The organism is Nonomuraea sp. SYSU D8015, assembly GCF_008065375.1.
Taxonomy (GTDB): Bacteria; Actinomycetota; Actinomycetes; order Streptosporangiales; family Streptosporangiaceae; genus Nonomuraea.
Window position 1 is genome coordinate 1 of sequence record NZ_VJYI01000053.1, and the last position, 17,638, is coordinate 17,638.

Below are 17,638 nucleotides of genomic sequence, written 5' to 3' on the forward strand. Positions count from 1 at the left end.
GGGGACCGAGGAGCAGGTCCCGCGTACACTCCCGGCCGAGGCCACGCATCACCACGACTGATCCCACCGACGTCGAGCCGGCCCGCTCGAGGTGCCGCCGTGCTTAGGGGCGCAGCGGCGCCCGGCAGGTGTACCAAGCCACGGATGACCACATTGTGGCGGCGTTCGGCATTTGCGAGTCAGGCGCAGAACCTGCCCGAGCACACCTGGCAGATGCGAGCACTGCTGGGTAACGCGCCTTCAGGTCGGGGTGAGCAGGTGGTGCGCGGTGGCCACCTGTTGATCCTCACCCGCCATCCCATCTTGGAGTCCACCGTCTCCCATGCCTGCCGATCTTGCTTTGCGAAGGTTCATTCCTCGATGAGCAGGGGCGGGCGAGGCGATTTGGTGATCCTCTTTACGAGGTGGCTGCGATGCTGCCCGTCTTGGAGAGGGCAGCCGGTCATCGCCATCGACGTATCCGGGCACCGTACGGGCGAGGGTGACCAAACACCGGATTCTAGCACGCGGGCCGATGAGCCGCTCAGTTTTGAGATCGTCTCTAGCGGCGAGTTGACGATCACGGCGATGGAGCGTCAGACGAACGCCCTGCGGGTGATGATGCCATGGCCGATCGGTTGCTGGCTGCTCCACAACTCGAAGCCGACACCGGTGGTCAGGTAGTCGGGTGCCGTCTCGTCGGTGACACTGATCCGCACCTCGCGAGACTTTTCACCTACCTGGAACGGTTCATTGTCCGCCGTAGCGATGATTGCAGGGAATTGCCGCTCCTTGTCCGGCGTGTGACCGGGTACGCGTATCACCCCAGATCGGGTCGTCTCGGCCATGTCGCCGGATGGATACGCTGCCGGGTCGAGGGTGAGCAAGGCACGGTACAAGATCAGTTTCATGGTCTCCTCCTCACATGACATGCGACAATGACTCTCGTCTACTGCCGGTCCCTTGCGTGACCGCCCTTGCGTTTCTCGGCTCACGATCGTCTTGGAAAGCGGCTTCTGATCGGGGAGCGGTCTCGGGTGCTGGTAGCAGCCGAACTCGATTTCTCGAGTTGTGGCGGCGGACTGGCTTAACCTGCGCCGAATGCAGGCAGTCGGCAGAGGTGCTCACAAGGAGCATTACCTGGGCGAGGCGGATAAACGTGCCTTAGCTGCTGAACTCGGCGGGATAGCTCTATCTCTGAGCTGTGGCGGAAAGTCCGGGGACGCGGACGCACTGCAACGAGCCGCCTGCGGCCAGATGTCTGGTAGTGGAAAACGTGGGTTGGGTCTCGAGCGATCCTGGATGGATGAGCTCCTGCGAGGAGTAGCCACGGCGTTGTTCCGAACGGGCGGTCCTTGCGCAGACGGCACTGAACATCCTGGGAAACAGACCTGGGTCCACCGGGCCCGTTGCCTGATGGGCCGTCATGCGGTTGCCGGGAGGGCGACTCAGCGGTGCCCAGCGAGGCTGAAGCCGAACCGATTGGCGCCCACCTCCGGATACCACAGCCTCCCGGATCCGCCGAAGGGCAACACATGTACCACGCCCTGATCGTCCTCCCATGGCACGCCGACAAGCAGCACATGCTCACCTTGCGCTCCTGCCGAACCCAGCGCGAAACCGAACCCGTCACGGCTGTCAGCCCCTGCGGGCACCTGCGGCGCATCTTGAGACAGCCAGCGGTCCTCGATTCCCGGCGCGTCAAGGGAGAATGACTGCACTGCGCCGGCGTCCACTCGAGTCCCTAAGTCTTCGCTCGGCAACCCCACCACGAGCCGGGCGTGCCCGCCGGCCACCGGCCGTTCCACACCCTCCAGCACGTTGCCGAAGAAATCATTGTTCTCGATCGCATCTGATGCCCCGGCGAGATCCTGATGGAGAACGCGCTGCGGCCGCAGCCCCTCCCCCGCGCCGCGGAACACCTGGACCATCCCGCCGTTGGAGGCGCCACGCAGATCCTCCCCGGGAACGCCGATCGCCAGGTAAAGGCCCTCGGGCGTGACGACGTGCTCGGGATCGGTGCCGAACAGATCACCGGCCTCAACATCACCCGACACACCGGCCGAGTCCTGCGTCCAGGTGACCGCACGATGTTCGGCCACAGCCTCGGCCAAGTCCTCGACCAAAGTCATCGATCCGGCGTTGCGGACTGCGCCGATGTCCTCATAAGGAGTGCCCACGACCAGGTCCCACCGGCCCGAGCTCCCCGACGCCTGCAGAACCTCGATGTCCGAACCGAAAAGATCCCCTGGCTCGGGAACTCCGGAAACTCCGGGAGTGCTCTGGTCGAACCATCGTGCGCTGGCCAGCTCACGTTCTCTGGTCAACCTCACGGATACCACCGCGCCAGCATCTCGGACGGTGCGGATGTCTTCATGCGGTACACCGACCACCACAACCGCGTCGTCGGCGCCCTTGGCCGGCGCAGCACTGAGGCGATGACCGAACTGGTCACCAGCCTCCGGCGTTCCCGGCACCCGGGATGTACCCTGGCCGATCCACAACGTCTCCTGCCCTAGGCCTTTAGGGGAGCCATACAGGACGGCGATCTGGCCTGCGCCATCCCCTGGAGCCGACACCGCCAGATCGGTGCAGCCGTCACCGTCGAGGTCGGCCGCCTCCATATCGAAGCCGAACTGGTCCCCCCTTTCGGCTTCGCCCCGAATGCTGGGGGTGTCCTGAGTGAGCCTCACCCGTTCGCCTTCCCCGACTCGCCCGTCGGTGCTGCCGTACATGATCGTGACGGCTCCTGCACCTGCCGCGTCCCCCACTCTCCGGAACGGATCGCCGACAGCGGCATCAGCATGGCCGTCAGCGTTGAAATCGCTGACCATCCCATCGAGTCCGCCCTCGCAGGCCTGCACTGCGGCCGGGATCTGGGCGGGTAGGAATAACGACCCCATCAGCAGAGCGAGCGCTGTGACCTTCATCGGTTCCACACCTCCTGGAGCAGTCGCAGTATCGAGCGGAGTCGCCCTTTCGCCGCATTGACGCCGGTGAGAAAGACTGCTCGGTGCATGCCTGTCCCACCGTGGCGGCAGCGGCTAGGCCATCCGCTGACGGGACGCCGGTTACCCCTCCTTTCGCCCTCCATACGGACGGTGTTGTGGCGCTGGCCGGTCCCCAGCGGAGGTGTCGGCTTACCGTCGATCACCGTGCATGGGCTGGTCGTGTAACAGCCTGCTCCTGCGCCGCGTCGGCGAACCTGGTCAGCGCCGCCACCACGGCCGCCTGCTGCTCCGGGGTGAGCCGAGCCAGAATCCTTGCCAGATCGGCTCTGCGCTTGCTCGTCACGCCGTCCACCAGAGCACGGCCTTCGCTGGTCAGCGCGATCCGCACCGTGCGCCTGTCGTGCGGCAGGCGGGTTCGCCGCACGAGATGCTTGGCCACGAGACGATCGCACATGCGGGTGGCGGTCGAGCGGTTCACATCGAGGGCGTCGGCCAAGTCGATGAGCCGCTGTGGGCCTCGGGCGGCGATGAGAACGAGCGCACGGTACTGCGGCAGGGTGACCTCCGCACCTGCCGCCGCAATGGAGTGGGCCGCGACCGCCATCAGGGCACGGCTGGCCGTCAGCACCGCCTGCACTACGGGCTCTGCCTCGGATAGCAGCCCGATCAACATCTCGTTCACGCTGCGCCGTTTCCCCCTTCACCCGGGTTTATCCGGTTTTCGGTCGTGCCGACATCGCGAAAGAACCCAAAGGTTGTGTCCGCGTGAAGCCGCGTCGAAGTCAACGAGGTCGAAGAGCACCAGGCCTGATCGCCGAAGCTCTGCGGCGTGCACGATCCGCGCAGGCAGCCTGCCGCGTATACATCCTGGCTCGCTGAACAACAGGTACGGCGAAAGAAGGGAGTCATCGTGCCCAGCCGAGCAACCGCCGTGGCCCTGATCGCGGGTTACGCTCTGGTGACCACCGGGTGCAGCGGGTCAGCACCGTCCGACGTGACAAAGACGGCTACCTCACCACCTCAGAGCTGGTTTCATTCCGCCTCGCCGCTGCCGTCCATCCCGAGAACCGGGCAATCGTCGCAGGAGGGAACCGCCCAGCGGCAACCGGCGAAGGAGCTCCTGCGGCTGGGTGACCGCGGAGCCTACGTCAGACACCTGCAACGGGCCCTGCGGGACAACAGATACTGGGTCGGCCCTGTCGATGGCGTGTTCGACACGCTCACGCGCCAAGCCGTCTACGCCCTGCAGAAAGCGGCCGGTATAAGAGGTCACGCGGATAGGCGCGTGTGATCGGGTTCAGACGTAACACAGGCACGGAGCCTCAAGATCACGTAGGTGTCTACGCTGTGTAATCTCCGATGAGGATCATCCGCTGCCCCTCCCGGAACGGCTTCAAAAGGTCGTCGAGCATCGCCACCGGCGAGTGCAGATCGAACCAAGCCCGCTCGGCAAGCGGCCCGTTCCGGAAACTATCGTCCGGTGTCCGGATCGCGCCGCAGGCCGCTCGCTTACCGGATAGTCCGGCATTCCGGCTCTCCGTACGATTCACCGCAAGACCGAGAGACACAAGCATCAGGAGGAAAAGTGCGCAAGACCGTTCTCGCTCTGGCCGCGACTTTAGCGTTCACCGGGGCTGGACTCGCGTTCGCCGTCGCTCCGGCGATCGCCGAGACTGACTCCAAGCATTGGGTGAACGGCGGGGGCGTGTCCACGGCCTCCAAACATTGGGTGGACGGCGGGGGCGTGTCCACGGCCTCCAAACATTGGGTGGACGGCGGGGGCGTGTCCACGGCCTCCATGAGGTTTGGATGAGCCGCAGAAACTGAGGTTCTGCCGTGCCCTACTTCGTAGCCGGGCTGATTCTGGGTGGTGCTTGACGGCGTGGGCGTCCGGGCCGAGGTGTCGCTGGCGAAGCCGGGCTTCCCGAGTTCGTCCGCTCTGAACAAGGGCCTCCGGCGCGGGCGCCGGAGGCCGGTCCGTTCCGCGCCATAGACCTTGATGGGGGCGCGACCGCTTCTGCGCGCTTGCTCGCGCCGCCAGGCCGCTGTCCCCCGTCTCTTCCTGTCAGCCACGGGTTGGAGCGCCCGGTGCGTGGAGACGCGCACGCCGGGCGGCCGGGGAAACTCACTGTGAGCAACAAGGCAAGGCGCCCCGGTCCGACCCAACCCGGCACCCCTTCTTGAGTTGGCGGAGCACGATGGTGTTCTTGCCGAGGTGCCCGTAGACAGTGGACTGGGGACGCCGAACAGGTCGGCGATCTGCTGCATAAGAGGTCGCACGGATTGGTGACGGTCATCGGCGTCGGTGGGGTCGGGCGTCCCAGCGGTGAGTGTGCCAGGCTCGGCGGATCAGGTTACGGACGGTGATGATGGCGTCGGCGAGGTCGAAGAAGGCTTCCACGACCTTCGCTCGTCGTTCGTAGCAGCGGGCCAGGCGGGTGAAGGCGTTATGCCAGGCGTTCGTCCGCTCGATATGCCAGCGCTGGGTGGCCTGAACAGGGGCTTTTGTGCCCTTGCGTGCGATCTCGCCGGTCAGGTGGTGGCTGGCGAGCAGGTCGCGGGTCTTGCCGGAGTCGTAGCCCGCGTCCAGATGCACGGTGATGTCGTCGGGCAGTGGACCGAGCTCTTCGAGAAGAGCAAAGGTGGGTTCGAGGAGGGGTGAGTCGTTGCGGTTGGCCGCGGCCAGCACCCGGCCGAGCGGGATGCCGTAGCCCTCGACCAGCAACGACCGCTTCATCCCGAGCTTGCGCCGATCGACGGGAGAAGGACCGGCGAGTTCGCCGCCGCCGGGTGCCTTGGTGATGCACCCGTCCACGGCCAAGTCCTCCAGCAGCAGGCCGACGATCCGATCGTAGGCGTCCAGGGCGATCTGTTTGAACTGGGCGAAGATCCCCAGCGCGATCCATTCGTCGCGACGGCTGCGGATCGTGGTGGCCGAGGAGGCGGAGTCGGCGATCGCCTCATAAGAGCAGCCAAACCGGAGGACTTGCAGGAGCTTGTCGAACACGATCCGATCCGGGAGGCGTCGCCGGTGGCAGCCCAGGGGGTGGATGGGGTCGTAGACCGGCCGCTCGGGCAGCAGCGCCTCGAACTGGACCCACAGCGGTTCAGCAAGCCATGATGGGAGGACAGGCACGGATGATCCTCATCGGAGATTACACAGCGTAGACACCTACGTAATCTTGAGGCTCCGTGCCTGTGTTACGTCTGACCCCGATCACACGCGCCTATCCGCGTGACCTCTAAGCCGCGACGGGATCGTGGGGCCGCGGACCCGTAAGGCGCTGGGGCAGAGGATCCGTCCGAACCCGCGCAGCAGCGGCGGCACGGTTGGGGAGGTGGACAGGGACCGCCAGTTGCTCCTAGTGGTGGAAGGCGGCGTCCTTCAACAGACCTTCAACACCTCTACGGGTACCTATAACTTTTACAGCTACGGTGGGCGTCGCCTGCTGGGGCCGACACTCCCCAAGGCCGCTACGACGTTTTCCGGCACGTCGGCGGCTGGGACTCTGGACCTCTGGGGGATCTGTGGCGGCCAAAGTACTTCAACGGCGGCATCGCCTTCCACGGCTACCGGCACGTGCCTCCGTATCCGGCTTCTCATGGATGCGTACGCGTCAGCGTGGCCGCGATGAACTGGATGTGGCGCAACGACGTTCTTCCGCTCAGAACTACCGTCTGGGTTTACTGATCACAAAGGCTTGTGCGCTGCGGAATAGGGGCAGGGGGAGCTCATGAAAGCGCAGACCCTGGCCAGGACCGGTGAGCTGACCGCGCATGCGGTGATCATGGACAAGGGCGACGATGTGATGGCGGAGCTGCGTCGCTGGGCGGAAGCCCACAACGTGGGAGCAGCCAGCGTCACCGGGATCGGCGCGTTCAGCAGCGCCACGCTCGGCTACTTCGATCGCGATCGCAAAGATTACGTGCCCATCCGCGTCAACGAGCAGGCCGAGGTATTGACGCTGGCCGGCGACATAGCGATCGCGAATGGCCAGCCGCAGGTTCACGCGCATGTCGTCCTTGGGCTCCGCGACGGCAGCACCCGCGGCGGCCACCTGCTCGAAGCGCACGTTTGGCCCACCTTGGAAATCATCGTGCAGGAGTCGCCCGCCTGGCTGCGCAAGCGTCACGACCCGGAGACCGGTCTCACGCTGATCCAGCTACCGGCGCACGAGTGATCACGCTCTTCTCGTGCAACTTCGATAGTCCTGCACCATCAAGGTGATGCCGGCGGACATGCCGGAGGCTGCCAGGATGACGGGGAGATCGAAGCGCGAGACGATCGCGGCGAGAAGCACGGGAAGGATCACCGTCAGACCGAATATCGGTTTCCGGCCGACGGGCGTGGCTGCGGGCAGATCGGCGAGCGTTCGCCTTAGCTGTGCGGTTGTAACGGCGTGCTGGGCCGAATCTATGCGTTCGCGGAGCTCATCGATGGTGAGTCGTCCGTCAGCGTAGTGTTGGCCGAGAAGAGAGCACACGTGCTCTCTTTCCGAATCTGACACGCGTATGGCTGAGGTCGTCGTGGCTTCCTGGTCTATCATGGGGCACTGCCTCGGCAACGATGGTGAGGTTTCTTTTCGCATCTCGATACCCCCATACCAGTGCTGCGAAGGTCATGGGCGCGGCGTGTTTCCGGCCGGGCGCGGCGGCCGCCCGGACCCCTATCCGTTCGGTGATCCGTTCGGTGGTTGCCCGCCTCCTTCGGCACGTTGCCGGCTTGGGCCCTTGGCGCGGGTCAGGTCGAAGGCCGCATCGACGAGGGCCAGGTGAGACAGTGCTTGAGGGAAGTTCCCGACCATGCGTCTGGCGGCGGTGTCGTACTGCTCGGCCAGCAACCCGACGTCGTTGCGCAAGCGCAGGACCTTTTCCAGCAGCCGGCGGCCGTGCTCATGCTGGCCTTGCAGGACGTAATTGTCGGCCAGCCACAGAGCGCAGGCGATGAACGCCCCCTCAGGTCCGGCCGGCAACCCGTCGATGGTTTCGGGCCCGGTGGTGGTGTAGCGATGCACGAGCCCTTCGCTGGTCAGCTCGGCGACGATGGCCTGCACCGTTCGCAGGATGCGTTCATCCTTGGCGGGCAGGAAACCCACCGGAGCCATGAGCAGCAGAGAGGCGTCCAGCTCTGAGGAGCCGTAGGACTGGGTGAATGCTCCCTTGTCTGGGTTGTAGCCGTTGGCGCAGACGTCATCGAAGATCGCCTGCCGTAGTCCGTGCCACCGTTCGGCTGGCCCGGGAAGGCCGAACGACTCGGTCGCCTTGATCGCCCGGTCGACTGCCACCCACGCCATCACCTTGGAATGGGTGAAGTGGCGGCGCGGGCCGCGGACCTCCCAGATGCCTTCGTCGGGCTGGCGCCAGTTGGACTCGAGGAAGTCCATCAGCGCGAGCTGGACGTCCCAGGCGTCCTCGTCGGGTTCGATGCCGCTGCAGCGGGCTTGGTGCAGCGCGTCCATGAGCTCGCCGTACACGTCGAGCTGGAACTGGCCGGCGGCGGCGTTGCCGATGCGGACCGGCCTGGAGTCGTGGTAGCCGCACAGCCACGGCAATTGGAGTTCCGTCAGCCGGCGTTCGCCGGTGACCCCGTACATGATCTGCATGTCCTGTGGCCGTCCGGCGACCGCGCGCAGCAGCCATTCCCGCCAGGCCACCGCTTCGCTGACGTAGCCGGCTTGAAGCAGGGCCAGCAGCGTGAAGGTGGCGTCACGAATCCAGCAGAAGCGGTAGTCCCAGTTGCGCACTCCGCCGAGGTCCTCCGGCAAAGACGTGGTGGGCGCGGCAACGATGCCGCCACTGGGTGCGTAGGTCAGCGCTTTGAGCGTGATGAGCGAGCGGACGATCGCATCCCGGTAGCGCCCCTGGTAGACGCATCCCGCGGTCCAGTCCTGCCACCATCGCGTCGTTTCCTGAACGGTCCCCGCCAGATCAGGGAGCCGCTGCGGCTGCTGTCCTAGGTCGGTCCAGCTGAGCTGGAACCCGGCCGACTCCCCCGCGCTGATGCTGAACTCGGCCGTCACGTGCGCGTCATTGATCTGCAGGTCCACATCGGCGTGCAAGGTGAGCGTGTCCGGGCCGGCCTCCATGGTGACGGCCCCCTCATGGCTGCGGACCAGGGGTGGGATGTGGCCGTAGTCCAGGCGCGGCAACAGCTCCATGCGCATCGGCACGGAGCCATGCACGCCTTCCACCCGTCGGATCACCACGATGGGGCCGTGCCGGATCGGCATGCAGTCGACGACGCGAGCCACGCCGGTGCCGGTGGTGAACTCTGTTTCCAGGACGAGGGTGCCGTCCCGGTAGTGGTGCACCTGCTGGCTTTGGGCGTCGGTGGGCGCGATGAGCCACCGGCCGTTTGCTGGCTCGCCCAGCAGGGCGGCGAAGCAGGCGCCGGAGTCGAACCGCGGCAGGCACAGCCAGTCGATGGAACCGTCCAGTCCCACCAGAGCGGCGGTCTGGGTGTCACCGATCAGCGCGTAGTCCTCGATGGGGAGAGGCATCTCCTCGCTCCTCGCATGTTCCTTATGCCGGCCGACGCGGGCGCGGATACGTGCAGTTCCGGCCCTACGATGACGTGCTGCCCATATTTATTGCTTTATGCAACTTTTGCGGTGTGCTTCAGGGCAGGTTCGCCTGCAGCCAGGTCTGCCCCGCCGGCAGGTATAGGACGCGCACGAGGGGTAAGCGGCGTGCGACCTGTTCGGCGACAGACGGGCGGCCCGATCGCATGCCGCCCGCAACTGGGCGGGAGATTCGCCGGCAAAGCGACCGGAAAAAGGAGGAGGCCACCGTGCGGATCATGCTGCTCTTGGTGATCATCATCGTGGTGGGCGGATCACTGTTCTTCATGGCTGTGGGCCTGCTGCAGCGCTGAGTACCCAGCAGCCGCAGCGGACAGCGGACAGCGGACAGCGGTGTGTGACGGCGACCTGCTGGTATAGGTGCCACAAGGCAGGGTAACCGACAGTGGCACAAAGCGCACTCACAGTAATCAGTGAGCCGATGAATTGAGTCTTTGAGGAGTTCTCCCGTGACGATCGACAGGGCGCGAACCGGCGAACCGTTGACCTCGCCGTTGGCGCCGGTCAGCGCCAGAGGCACCGGCCGGGTGCTGGCGCGCTGGCTGTCGACCACGGACCACAAGGTCATCGGCTATCTGTATCTGATCGCATCCTTCGGCTTCTTCGCCTTCGCCGGCGTCATGGCCCTGATCATCCGCGGCGAGCTGGCTCAGCCCGGCATGCAGCTGGTGACCCTGGAGCAGTACAACGAGCTGTTCACCATGCACGGCACCATCATGATGCTGCTGTTCGCCACCCCGTTGTTCGCCGGCTTCGCCAACGTGATCATGCCGTTGCAGATCGGTGCCCCCGATGTGGCCTTTCCCCGGCTGAATGCGGTCAGCTTCTGGCTGTTCCTGTTCGGCGGCCTCATCGTCGTCAGCGGATTCTTCACCAGTGGCGGCGCGGCCGACTTCGGCTGGTTCGCTTACACGCCTCTGTCCAACGAGATCAACTCACCGGATCTGGGCGGCGACCTGTGGATCATGGGGCTGGCGTTGTCTGGCCTGGGCACCATCCTCGGGGCGGTCAACTTCGTCACCACGATCATCGGCATGCGCGCCCCCGGTATGACCATGTTCCGCATGCCGATCTTCACCTGGAACGTGCTGCTGACCAGCGTGCTCGTGCTGATGGCCTTCCCGGTGCTGGCTGCCGCGCTGCTGGCCCTGGAGGCCGACCGCAAGCTCGGCACCCACATCTTCGACCCGGCCAACGGCGGCGCCTTGTTGTGGCAGCACCTGTTCTGGTTTTTCGGCCACCCCGAGGTCTACATCATCGCGCTGCCGTTCTTCGGCATCATCACCGAGGTCATCCCGGTCTTCAGCCGCAAACCGATCTTCGGCTACATCGGTCTGGTCGGCGCCACCATCGCGATCGCCGGGCTGTCGATGACGGTGTGGGCACATCACATGTTCCCGACCGGGCAGGTGCTGCTGCCGTTCTTCTCCTTCCTCACCTTCCTCATCGCGATACCGACCGGGGTGAAGTTCTTCAACTGGACCGGCACCATGTGGCGCGGACACCTGACCTTCGAGTCGCCGATGCTGTTCGCCGTCGGGTTCCTCATCACCTTCCTTCTCGGCGGACTGACCGGGGTGATCCTGGGGTCGCCGCCGCTGGACTTCCACGTCACCGACACCTATTTCGTGGTCGCTCACTTCCACTACGTGGTCTTCGGCACCGTGGTGTTCGCGATGTTCGCCGGGTTCTACTTCTGGTGGCCCAAGATGACCGGCCGCATGCTGCACGATGGGATCGGCAAGGTGCAGTTCTGGATGTTGTTCATCGGCTTCCACACCACGTTCCTGGTGCAGCACTGGCTCGGCGTGGCGGGGATGCCGCGCCGCTACGCCGACTACAGCGCCGCCGACAACTTCACCGACCTGCACCTACTGTCGTCCATCGGTGCGCTCATCCTGGGCGCCTCGACGCTGCCGTTCCTCTACAACATCTGGTACACCGCACGCCACGGCACGAAAGTCACCGTTGACGACCCGTGGGGCTTCGGCAACTCATTGGAGTGGGCCACCTCGTGCCCGCCGCCCCGGCACAACTTCACCAGCATTCCCCGCATCCGCTCCGAACGCCCCGCCTTCGACCTGCACTACCCGCATATCGGCCGCGCGAGCGGCACGTACCAAGCGCTCACTGGAGACGAGCCGGACCCGCTACAGGCTCGTCCAGAAGGACCCGAGACGGGAAGCCGGTGATCACCATGAGATTGCCCCTGCAAGAGCAGCTCATCCTGGCGGCCATCGAGAAGGAGTTCCGCCGCAGCGTCCCACGGCTGGCCGGCCGTCTGGACGCTTTCAGCGCCCGAGCACACCAGGAAGGGCCACAGCGCTTCGCCCCTCACGTCAGCCGTGGGGAAATCCTCGCGATCCTAGGGATCGTCCTGGTGCTTTCCGCGCTCATGACGATCATGGTGGTGGCCACCGGCGATGCATGAGCATGCTACCCCTGCCGGGAAGAGCGAGCCCGTGCCGCACCACTCCCCGCATGGACGCAGGACCAGCGAGGTCATCCGCGACCATCTCCAACTCCGCCGTCGAGGAGACCTGGAGGAGGACCTTCGCCGCAACTACCACCCCGACGTCGTCCTGCTGTCAGCGGAGGGAGTTCATCACGGTCACGAAGGAGTCCGGAAACTGGCCGCGATTTTAAGGTCGTACGTGCCGGCCGCCGGTTACCGATATCGCCAGGTCCTCGACGAAGGACCGTATGCCATGCTGCGGTGGAGCGCTCGTGGGCAGGGCACCACAGTGCACGACGGGGCAGACAGCTACGTGGTAGCCAGCGGCCTCATCGTCGCGCAAACCATCCACTACTCCACCGGGCCACCGCCGGCTCAGGATCGCTGATCCCGCACGTGAGCCTGGCGTCGTCCACGCCTGCGTGGGCAGGGGCCAACATCTGCAATTCCCGGGGGAGACCATATCAATGCGCAAGATCCTCATCCTGGTCGTCACAGCCGTGATGGCCACCGCCGGCTGCACCGTCGCCCCGCAGCAGCCGCCACCCCCTCCGGAGAACACCACGTCGGTCACGTTGGAGGTGACCAAAGCGCAAGGCACCGTCGTCGCCTTGGTCCCCGTTCACATCAACGGGAAAGGCCCGTACCGATTTCTGCTCGACACCGGCGCCTCCATCTCCACGATCGACCAGCAACTCGCCAAGCGCTTGAACCTGACCTTCACCGGAGAAACCGCCGACGTCGAGGGAGTGGCCAGCCGGACCACCGCCGAACTGGTCCGGGTGCAGCAGTGGAAAGTCGGCACCGTCGCCCTTGACCCGGGCAGAATGGCCGCCCTTGACCTACGTCAGGACAAGCGCGGTGTGGCGGGCCTGCTCGGCTCGGATGTCCTATATGACTTCGGCCACGTGACCATCGACTATCGCAGAGAGCGGCTGCTGATCCCCACCCAATCACCTTCACCGAACTGAAAATTGGAACAAACATCTCAGAGTGGACAGAAAGCACAGAAGTAGTCTCCGGCAGAAAGCGGCGTCGAGGAGCCGCTTCCACGCCGGCATTTCCGATGAACCCGGCGACGCTCACCGGTTAAATCCCGCACATGAGGGCAAGGGATGGCCGCGACACCCCACCCAAGGGAAACAGCCTATGATGATCGGCGATTTCTACAACTATTTCGATCTCCTGCAGGAGGACGAGCAGCGCATCGTCCTGCGCGTGCGCGACTTCATGGCCAAGGAGATCGCACCGATCGCCGATGAGGCGTGGATGCGCTCGACCTTCCCGCACCACGTGGTGCCCGAACTGGCGAAGCTGGAGGTTGCCGGCCTGCAACACGGGCGCGCGCGAAGCCTGCTGATCGGATTCGTCGTCCTGGAGATGAACCGCGTCGATCCCTCCATAGGCACCTTCTTCGGAGTCCACAGCGGCTTGGCCATGGGCAGCATCTCCAGGCTCGGCTCGAAGGAGCAGCGGGAACGGTGGCTGCCAGGGATGGCGCGTCTGGAGAAGATCGGCGCATTCGCCTTGACCGAACCCGAAGGCGGATCCGACGTGGCGGCCGGGCTGCGGACCACGGCCGGACGCCAGGACGGCACCTGGGTGCTCAACGGCGGCAAACGCTGGATCGGCAACGCCACCTTCGCCGACCTCGTGGTGGTGTGGGCCAAAGACGAGGCCGACGGCCACGTCAAGGGCTTCGTGGTGGAGAAAGGCACGCCCGGATTCACCGCCACGAAAATCGACAACAAGATTGCACTGCGCACCGTAGAAAACGCCGACATCGTCCTGGCCGATTGCCGCGTGCCCGAGGACAACCGGCTGACCGGAGCCAACACCTTCCGGGACACGGCGACGATTCTCCGGCAGACCCGCGGCGGCGTGGCCTGGCAGGCGGTGGGCTGCATGATGGGCGCCTACGAGCGGGCCCTGTCCTACGCCAAGGAGCGGCGGCAGTTCGGCCGGCCCATCGCAGGTTTCCAGTTAGTGCAGGACCTGCTGGTACGCATGCTCGGCAACGTCACCAGTTCGCTGGGGATGGCGGTGCGGCTGGCGCAACTGCAGGATGCCGGGATCTATCGCGATGAGGACTCGGCCATGGCCAAGGCGTTCTGCACCGCCCGCATGCGAGAGGCCGTCGGCTGGGGCCGGGAGATCATGGGCGGCAACGGCATCGTGCTCGACTACGGCATGGGCCGGTTCGTGGCCGACTCCGAGGCCATCTACTCCTACGAGGGGACACGCGAGATCAACAGCTTGATCGTCGGCAGGGCCATCACAGGGCTCAGCGCCTTCGCCTGACCGCTCCGCCGCTGCCGCATGTGACGCGCCGGCCTGTCGGACTCCAGCACCACGAGGAGGTTGAAGGCGCCTGGAGAAGGCTCTGCGAAAGGACTGCACGATGACGGGGATCGCGCCCGTGAGGGACAGGTTTCAGCGCGCGGCATGTATCGTGATGCTCGTTGGTGTCTGTCCGGCGCTGCCATCATGTGCCCCAGACGACACGACCGGCCCACCCTCGGACGCGAGCACGACAGAGCCGGCAAAAGACTACTTTCAAGGCGACAAATATCTCAACGAGACCGTAACCGTCACCGCGACGGTCACGAAAGTGTTCACACCCACCTCTTTCGAGCTCGCCGCCGGCCAATACGGAGACAACTCCCTTCTGGTCCTCTCCGCCAGATCAAACACCATCAGCAAAGGCGATGTGGTGCAGGTTACCGGACGGGTCCAGGAATTCTCCTATGACTCCTACCACGATCAGTACGATCTGGGAGACGCCAGGATGTACAACCCCTACCCGAAGGAAAACGTACTGATCGCTCAGAGCGTCAGGGTGCAAACGCCTCATCGAACGGGAAAATGACTCCACGCTGAACGACGTGCATGCGCCGGGCCGGGCGCGTGCGCGGTCACTGCTGTTGGAAGCGGCGCGCCACCAGCACGTCGGTGGAGGAGTGGGCCAGGATCGACAGCGCCACCGCCAGCGCGGACAGGGCGAACACCTGGTGGGCCAGCGGCACGCCCGACCCCAGGACGATGATGGCGTAGACCACGGAGGCGAAGCCTTTGGGGCCGAACCACGCCACAGCCAAGCGTTCGCCAAGAGTAAGAGGCGAATGGGTCAGCGCGACGAGTAGCGCCATCGGCCGGGCCAGAACCAGGACGAGGATCGCGAAGACCCAACCCTGCCAGCCCGGCGCGGCCAGCGTCTCGAGACTCAGCAGGGCGGCGAAGACGAAAACGGCCAGCAGTTTGAGGAGTTCGGTGATCTCTTCGCCCAGGTGCTGGAAGGACTCCTTGAGTTCCGGGCCGAACGTCGCGATCGTGACGCCGGCGGTGAACGCGCCCAGAAACATGTTCGCGTGCGTGGCGGCACAGATGGTGAGCACCAGTAGAGCCACCGCGAAGGCACTGAAAGGCTCGTATTTGGCGGTCGCCTCAAAGCCGGACAGGCGGGTCAGGAGGACGGCTGCAAGCGCCACGGCGAAGCCGACGGCAATGCCGAGCCCTACCTCGGCCAGAAGCGTGAGGGGGTGAGCATCACGGTGCCCGGCCAGCCCGATGAGGATGATCACCACCGGCAGGGCAAGGCCGTCGTTGAGGCCGGATTCCACGTTCAGTAGGTGCCGTACCCGCTGGGGCACCTCTGGGCGGCCGATCAGCGCGGCGGCGAACACCGGGTCGGTAGGGGCCAGTACGGCGCCGATCAGGAGGCTGTGCGGCCAGTCGAGACCCGCGACGTAGCGGGCGAGCAGCGCGACGACCGCGAAGGTCAACGGCATGCCGAGGATCAGTGCCCGCCCGGGAAGGCGCCAGGCCTGCCGCAGGTCGGCGAACCCTGCATGCATGCCGTCGGTAAAGAGTACGGAGAACAAGGCTAGTTCCGCGACGATCCGGACGAATTCATGGTCTCCGGACAACTGGATCAGCGATAGGGCGCCGCCGCCCAGCAGGAATCCTGCGCCAAGGAACAACCCTGCGGTCGAGAGCACCGTGCGACGGGCAAGTCCGGAGATCAGCACAGCGATGAACAGGATCGCCGCGAAGCAGAGCCCGATGGTCGTCACATTCAGTGAGCCGGTCATCGTCGAGCATGGCCGGGGCGTTGGCCGGCACCCGCGGAAACCATCGTGAGGGGTGCCTTCCCATAGTGAAGGGACCGCCACGGCGTCACCAGGAAAAACCTCGCATTCATGATCGTCATCGCTGTCGGAACTCTGGTCAAGCTGGACACCTGGGTCACTTCGACCGAGGCAGCGGTACTCCGGCAGGGCTGGGCGGGGCGGTATCCGTGGGCTTGCCCGGTTCCTCGGTCGTGCACCCAGCCGGGGTCGTGGCGGCACATGGCTTATGCCCTGGAGTGTTCCAGGCCAGAGCAATCACGAGCGCGACCGCGGTGTAGATGACGATGACCCACAACCACCAGACTTTCCCTGTCCGGGGAGACTCGTCCAGCGGTCGGGGACGACGTCCGTAGCCCGGGTCGAATCGTTCCAATCGCTCCGACAGCCCCGGATCACTCCATGTGAGGTGTTGCTCGATCTCGGCGAGAATACGCTGCTCTTGACGGCTAAGGCTCATGGCAACCGTCCTCGTGAACGGTCCAAGCCGTTGGCGATCTCCCGTCTGTCCCGACGCCGGATACCACACTCCGATACGAGCGCACGGAGCGTCCGGCGGCTTTTGCGACGATTGGCTATCGCGCACTAACCAGTGCCTGCGGTGACGGCGGGCCAGACTGCCTCCGACCGGACATCTGCATGTCATGCTGGTGCTGATGTTCAGATGTTGGGCAGGGCACCGCTGATGTCGGCTAGGGCTGAGTGAGAGTCCCGCTCCACGGCCACGTCACCCAAAGACACGATCCCTACCAGGCGCCCGTGCTCCACCAGCGGGATGCGTCGCACCGCCCTCTCGCGCATCACCTCAACGACATGTTCCGCGTCGTCCTCAGGCGAGCAGCACACCATCTCGCGACTGCAGACTTCGCTCAGTTGCGTCTGGTGCGGATCCTGGTCTGCTGCGATCCCGCGGACCACGATGTCGCGATCGGTGACGATGCCGCGAAGCCGTCCGTCATCCACCACCAGCACATCTCCGATATTGCAATCGCGCATCCTCTTGGCGGCGTCAGCCAACGTCGCTTGGGAAGGCAACGTCACCGGGGTTGGCGTCATGATTGACCGCGCTTTCTGAGCCATCCATGTCCTCCGTCCATCCGTCCAACACTCAGTGCCCCGTTACCCCCTAAGCGGCCGAAATACCTATGCATGGCGCCTTTTCGCAGCTGGCCGCGACGTGGCGTTGACCTGCTCGACTCGACCTACCTGGTCTGCCGCACGCTCGGAACTGGTGACAGACGAACGGGCCGACCGCGAACCATGAGGAAAGGTTCCGTACGGGGATAGGAGGAACTCAAGCCTTTCGCTCTTGCTGGGCCTTCAACCGCCCGTTGGGCTGCGGCCGGCGAATGGAACCGGTCGTCCCGTACGGCCGCCCGGCCTACCGCCACAATGTGGTCATCCGTGGCTTGGTACACCTGCCGGTGCCGCTGCGCCCCTAAGCACGGCGGCACCTCGAGCGGGCCGGCTCGACGTCGGTGGGATCAGTCGTGGTGATGCGTGGCCTCGGCCGGGAGTGTACGCGGGACCTGCTCCTCGGTCCCC

General features: G+C 65.2%; 18 protein-coding genes and 1 pseudogene. 10 read left to right on the forward strand and 9 right to left on the reverse strand.

The genetic code is table 11. The features are described from left to right. Nucleotides 1-575: 575 nt before the first annotated feature. From ID574_RS58775 to ID574_RS58785, 3 genes are all read right to left on the reverse strand, one after another. Entirely contained in the window at nt 576-890 is a 315-nt protein-coding gene (locus ID574_RS58775; protein ID WP_188197782.1) for a hypothetical protein, read from the reverse strand. A gap of 537 nt (nt 891-1,427) precedes the next feature. Beyond that, a complete protein-coding gene (locus ID574_RS58780; RefSeq protein ID WP_188197783.1) occupies nt 1,428-2,909 on the reverse strand; it encodes an FG-GAP and VCBS repeat-containing protein in 1,482 nt (493 codons plus the stop codon). A 220-nt stretch (nt 2,910-3,129) separates the two neighbouring features. After that, nucleotides 3,130-3,603 carry a MarR family transcriptional regulator gene (locus ID574_RS58785; RefSeq protein ID WP_223168214.1) on the reverse strand — a complete coding sequence of 158 codons (474 nt, stop codon included), beginning with the start codon at nt 3,601-3,603 and terminating at the stop codon, nt 3,130-3,132. A 321-nt stretch (nt 3,604-3,924) separates the two neighbouring features. Between ID574_RS58785 and ID574_RS58790 the strand changes: the two genes are divergently transcribed. After that, the gene (locus tag ID574_RS58790) at nt 3,925-4,221 is read left to right on the forward strand and encodes a peptidoglycan-binding domain-containing protein (RefSeq protein WP_223168215.1); all 297 of its coding nucleotides are present in this window, start codon (nt 3,925-3,927) and stop codon (nt 4,219-4,221) included. A 1,002-nt stretch (nt 4,222-5,223) separates the two neighbouring features. Here ID574_RS58790 and ID574_RS58795 read toward each other — a convergent pair. Beyond that, on the reverse strand, nt 5,224-6,066 hold the full coding sequence (locus ID574_RS58795) for an IS5 family transposase (protein ID WP_188197784.1): 843 nt from the start codon (nt 6,064-6,066) through the stop codon (nt 5,224-5,226). A gap of 333 nt (nt 6,067-6,399) precedes the next feature. Here ID574_RS58795 and ID574_RS63355 point away from each other — a divergent pair. Both ID574_RS63355 and ID574_RS58805 read left to right on the forward strand, forming a co-directional pair. Continuing rightward, nucleotides 6,400-6,621: pseudogene (locus tag ID574_RS63355) on the forward strand (L,D-transpeptidase); the annotation flags it as partial. A 43-nt stretch (nt 6,622-6,664) separates the two neighbouring features. Further along, on the forward strand, nt 6,665-7,111 hold the full coding sequence (locus ID574_RS58805; RefSeq protein WP_188197785.1) for a PPC domain-containing DNA-binding protein: 447 nt from the start codon (nt 6,665-6,667) through the stop codon (nt 7,109-7,111). On the opposite strand, the gene ID574_RS58810 is transcribed toward ID574_RS58805, so the two are convergent. Next, a complete protein-coding gene (locus ID574_RS58810) occupies nt 7,112-7,477 on the reverse strand; it encodes a DUF1707 SHOCT-like domain-containing protein (protein ID WP_188197786.1) in 366 nt (121 codons plus the stop codon). Between the two features lie 120 nt (nt 7,478-7,597). After that, the gene (locus ID574_RS58815; RefSeq protein WP_188197787.1) at nt 7,598-9,430 is read right to left on the reverse strand and encodes a glycoside hydrolase family 15 protein; all 1,833 of its coding nucleotides are present in this window, start codon (nt 9,428-9,430) and stop codon (nt 7,598-7,600) included. Nucleotides 9,431-9,657: 227 nt separating this feature from the next. Here ID574_RS58815 and ID574_RS58820 point away from each other — a divergent pair, with 227 nt between their 5' ends. The 7 genes from ID574_RS58820 to ID574_RS58850 all read left to right on the forward strand — a co-directional run bounded on the left by ID574_RS58820 (nt 9,658) and on the right by ID574_RS58850 (nt 14,835). Continuing rightward, complete coding sequence (locus ID574_RS58820) at nt 9,658-9,804, forward strand: hypothetical protein (protein ID WP_188197788.1); 147 nt, start codon at nt 9,658-9,660, stop codon at nt 9,802-9,804. A gap of 201 nt (nt 9,805-10,005) precedes the next feature. Further along, the gene (ctaD, locus tag ID574_RS58825) at nt 10,006-11,703 is read left to right on the forward strand and encodes an aa3-type cytochrome oxidase subunit I (protein ID WP_442939472.1); all 1,698 of its coding nucleotides are present in this window, start codon (nt 10,006-10,008) and stop codon (nt 11,701-11,703) included. Nucleotides 11,704-11,708: 5 nt separating this feature from the next. Beyond that, on the forward strand, nt 11,709-11,942 hold the full coding sequence (locus ID574_RS58830) for a DUF3040 domain-containing protein (protein ID WP_188197789.1): 234 nt from the start codon (nt 11,709-11,711) through the stop codon (nt 11,940-11,942). Continuing rightward, on the forward strand, nt 11,935-12,354 hold the full coding sequence (locus ID574_RS58835; RefSeq protein WP_188197790.1) for a nuclear transport factor 2 family protein: 420 nt from the start codon (nt 11,935-11,937) through the stop codon (nt 12,352-12,354). The genes ID574_RS58830 and ID574_RS58835 overlap by 8 nt, the downstream gene beginning before the upstream one ends. A 79-nt stretch (nt 12,355-12,433) precedes the next feature. Next, complete coding sequence (locus tag ID574_RS58840; protein ID WP_188197791.1) at nt 12,434-12,937, forward strand: retropepsin-like aspartic protease; 504 nt, start codon at nt 12,434-12,436, stop codon at nt 12,935-12,937. Between the two features lie 22 nt (nt 12,938-12,959). Next, complete coding sequence (locus tag ID574_RS58845; RefSeq protein ID WP_223168213.1) at nt 12,960-14,267, forward strand: acyl-CoA dehydrogenase family protein; 1,308 nt, start codon at nt 12,960-12,962, stop codon at nt 14,265-14,267. A gap of 100 nt (nt 14,268-14,367) precedes the next feature. Next, nucleotides 14,368-14,835 carry a hypothetical protein gene (locus ID574_RS58850; RefSeq protein WP_188197792.1) on the forward strand — a complete coding sequence of 156 codons (468 nt, stop codon included), beginning with the start codon at nt 14,368-14,370 and terminating at the stop codon, nt 14,833-14,835. 46 nt (nt 14,836-14,881) lie between these two features. On the opposite strand, the gene ID574_RS58855 is transcribed toward ID574_RS58850, so the two are convergent. From ID574_RS58855 to ID574_RS58865, 3 genes are all read right to left on the reverse strand, one after another. Further along, the gene (locus ID574_RS58855; protein ID WP_188197793.1) at nt 14,882-16,057 is read right to left on the reverse strand and encodes a cation:proton antiporter; all 1,176 of its coding nucleotides are present in this window, start codon (nt 16,055-16,057) and stop codon (nt 14,882-14,884) included. Nucleotides 16,058-16,211: 154 nt separating this feature from the next. Then, a complete protein-coding gene (locus ID574_RS63360; RefSeq protein WP_442939471.1) occupies nt 16,212-16,739 on the reverse strand; it encodes a DUF3040 domain-containing protein in 528 nt (175 codons plus the stop codon). Between the two features lie 14 nt (nt 16,740-16,753). Next, nucleotides 16,754-17,173, reverse strand: coding sequence for a CBS domain-containing protein (locus tag ID574_RS58865; RefSeq protein WP_188197795.1), 420 nt, complete (start codon nt 17,171-17,173; stop codon nt 16,754-16,756). Nucleotides 17,174-17,638 lie beyond the last annotated feature (465 nt).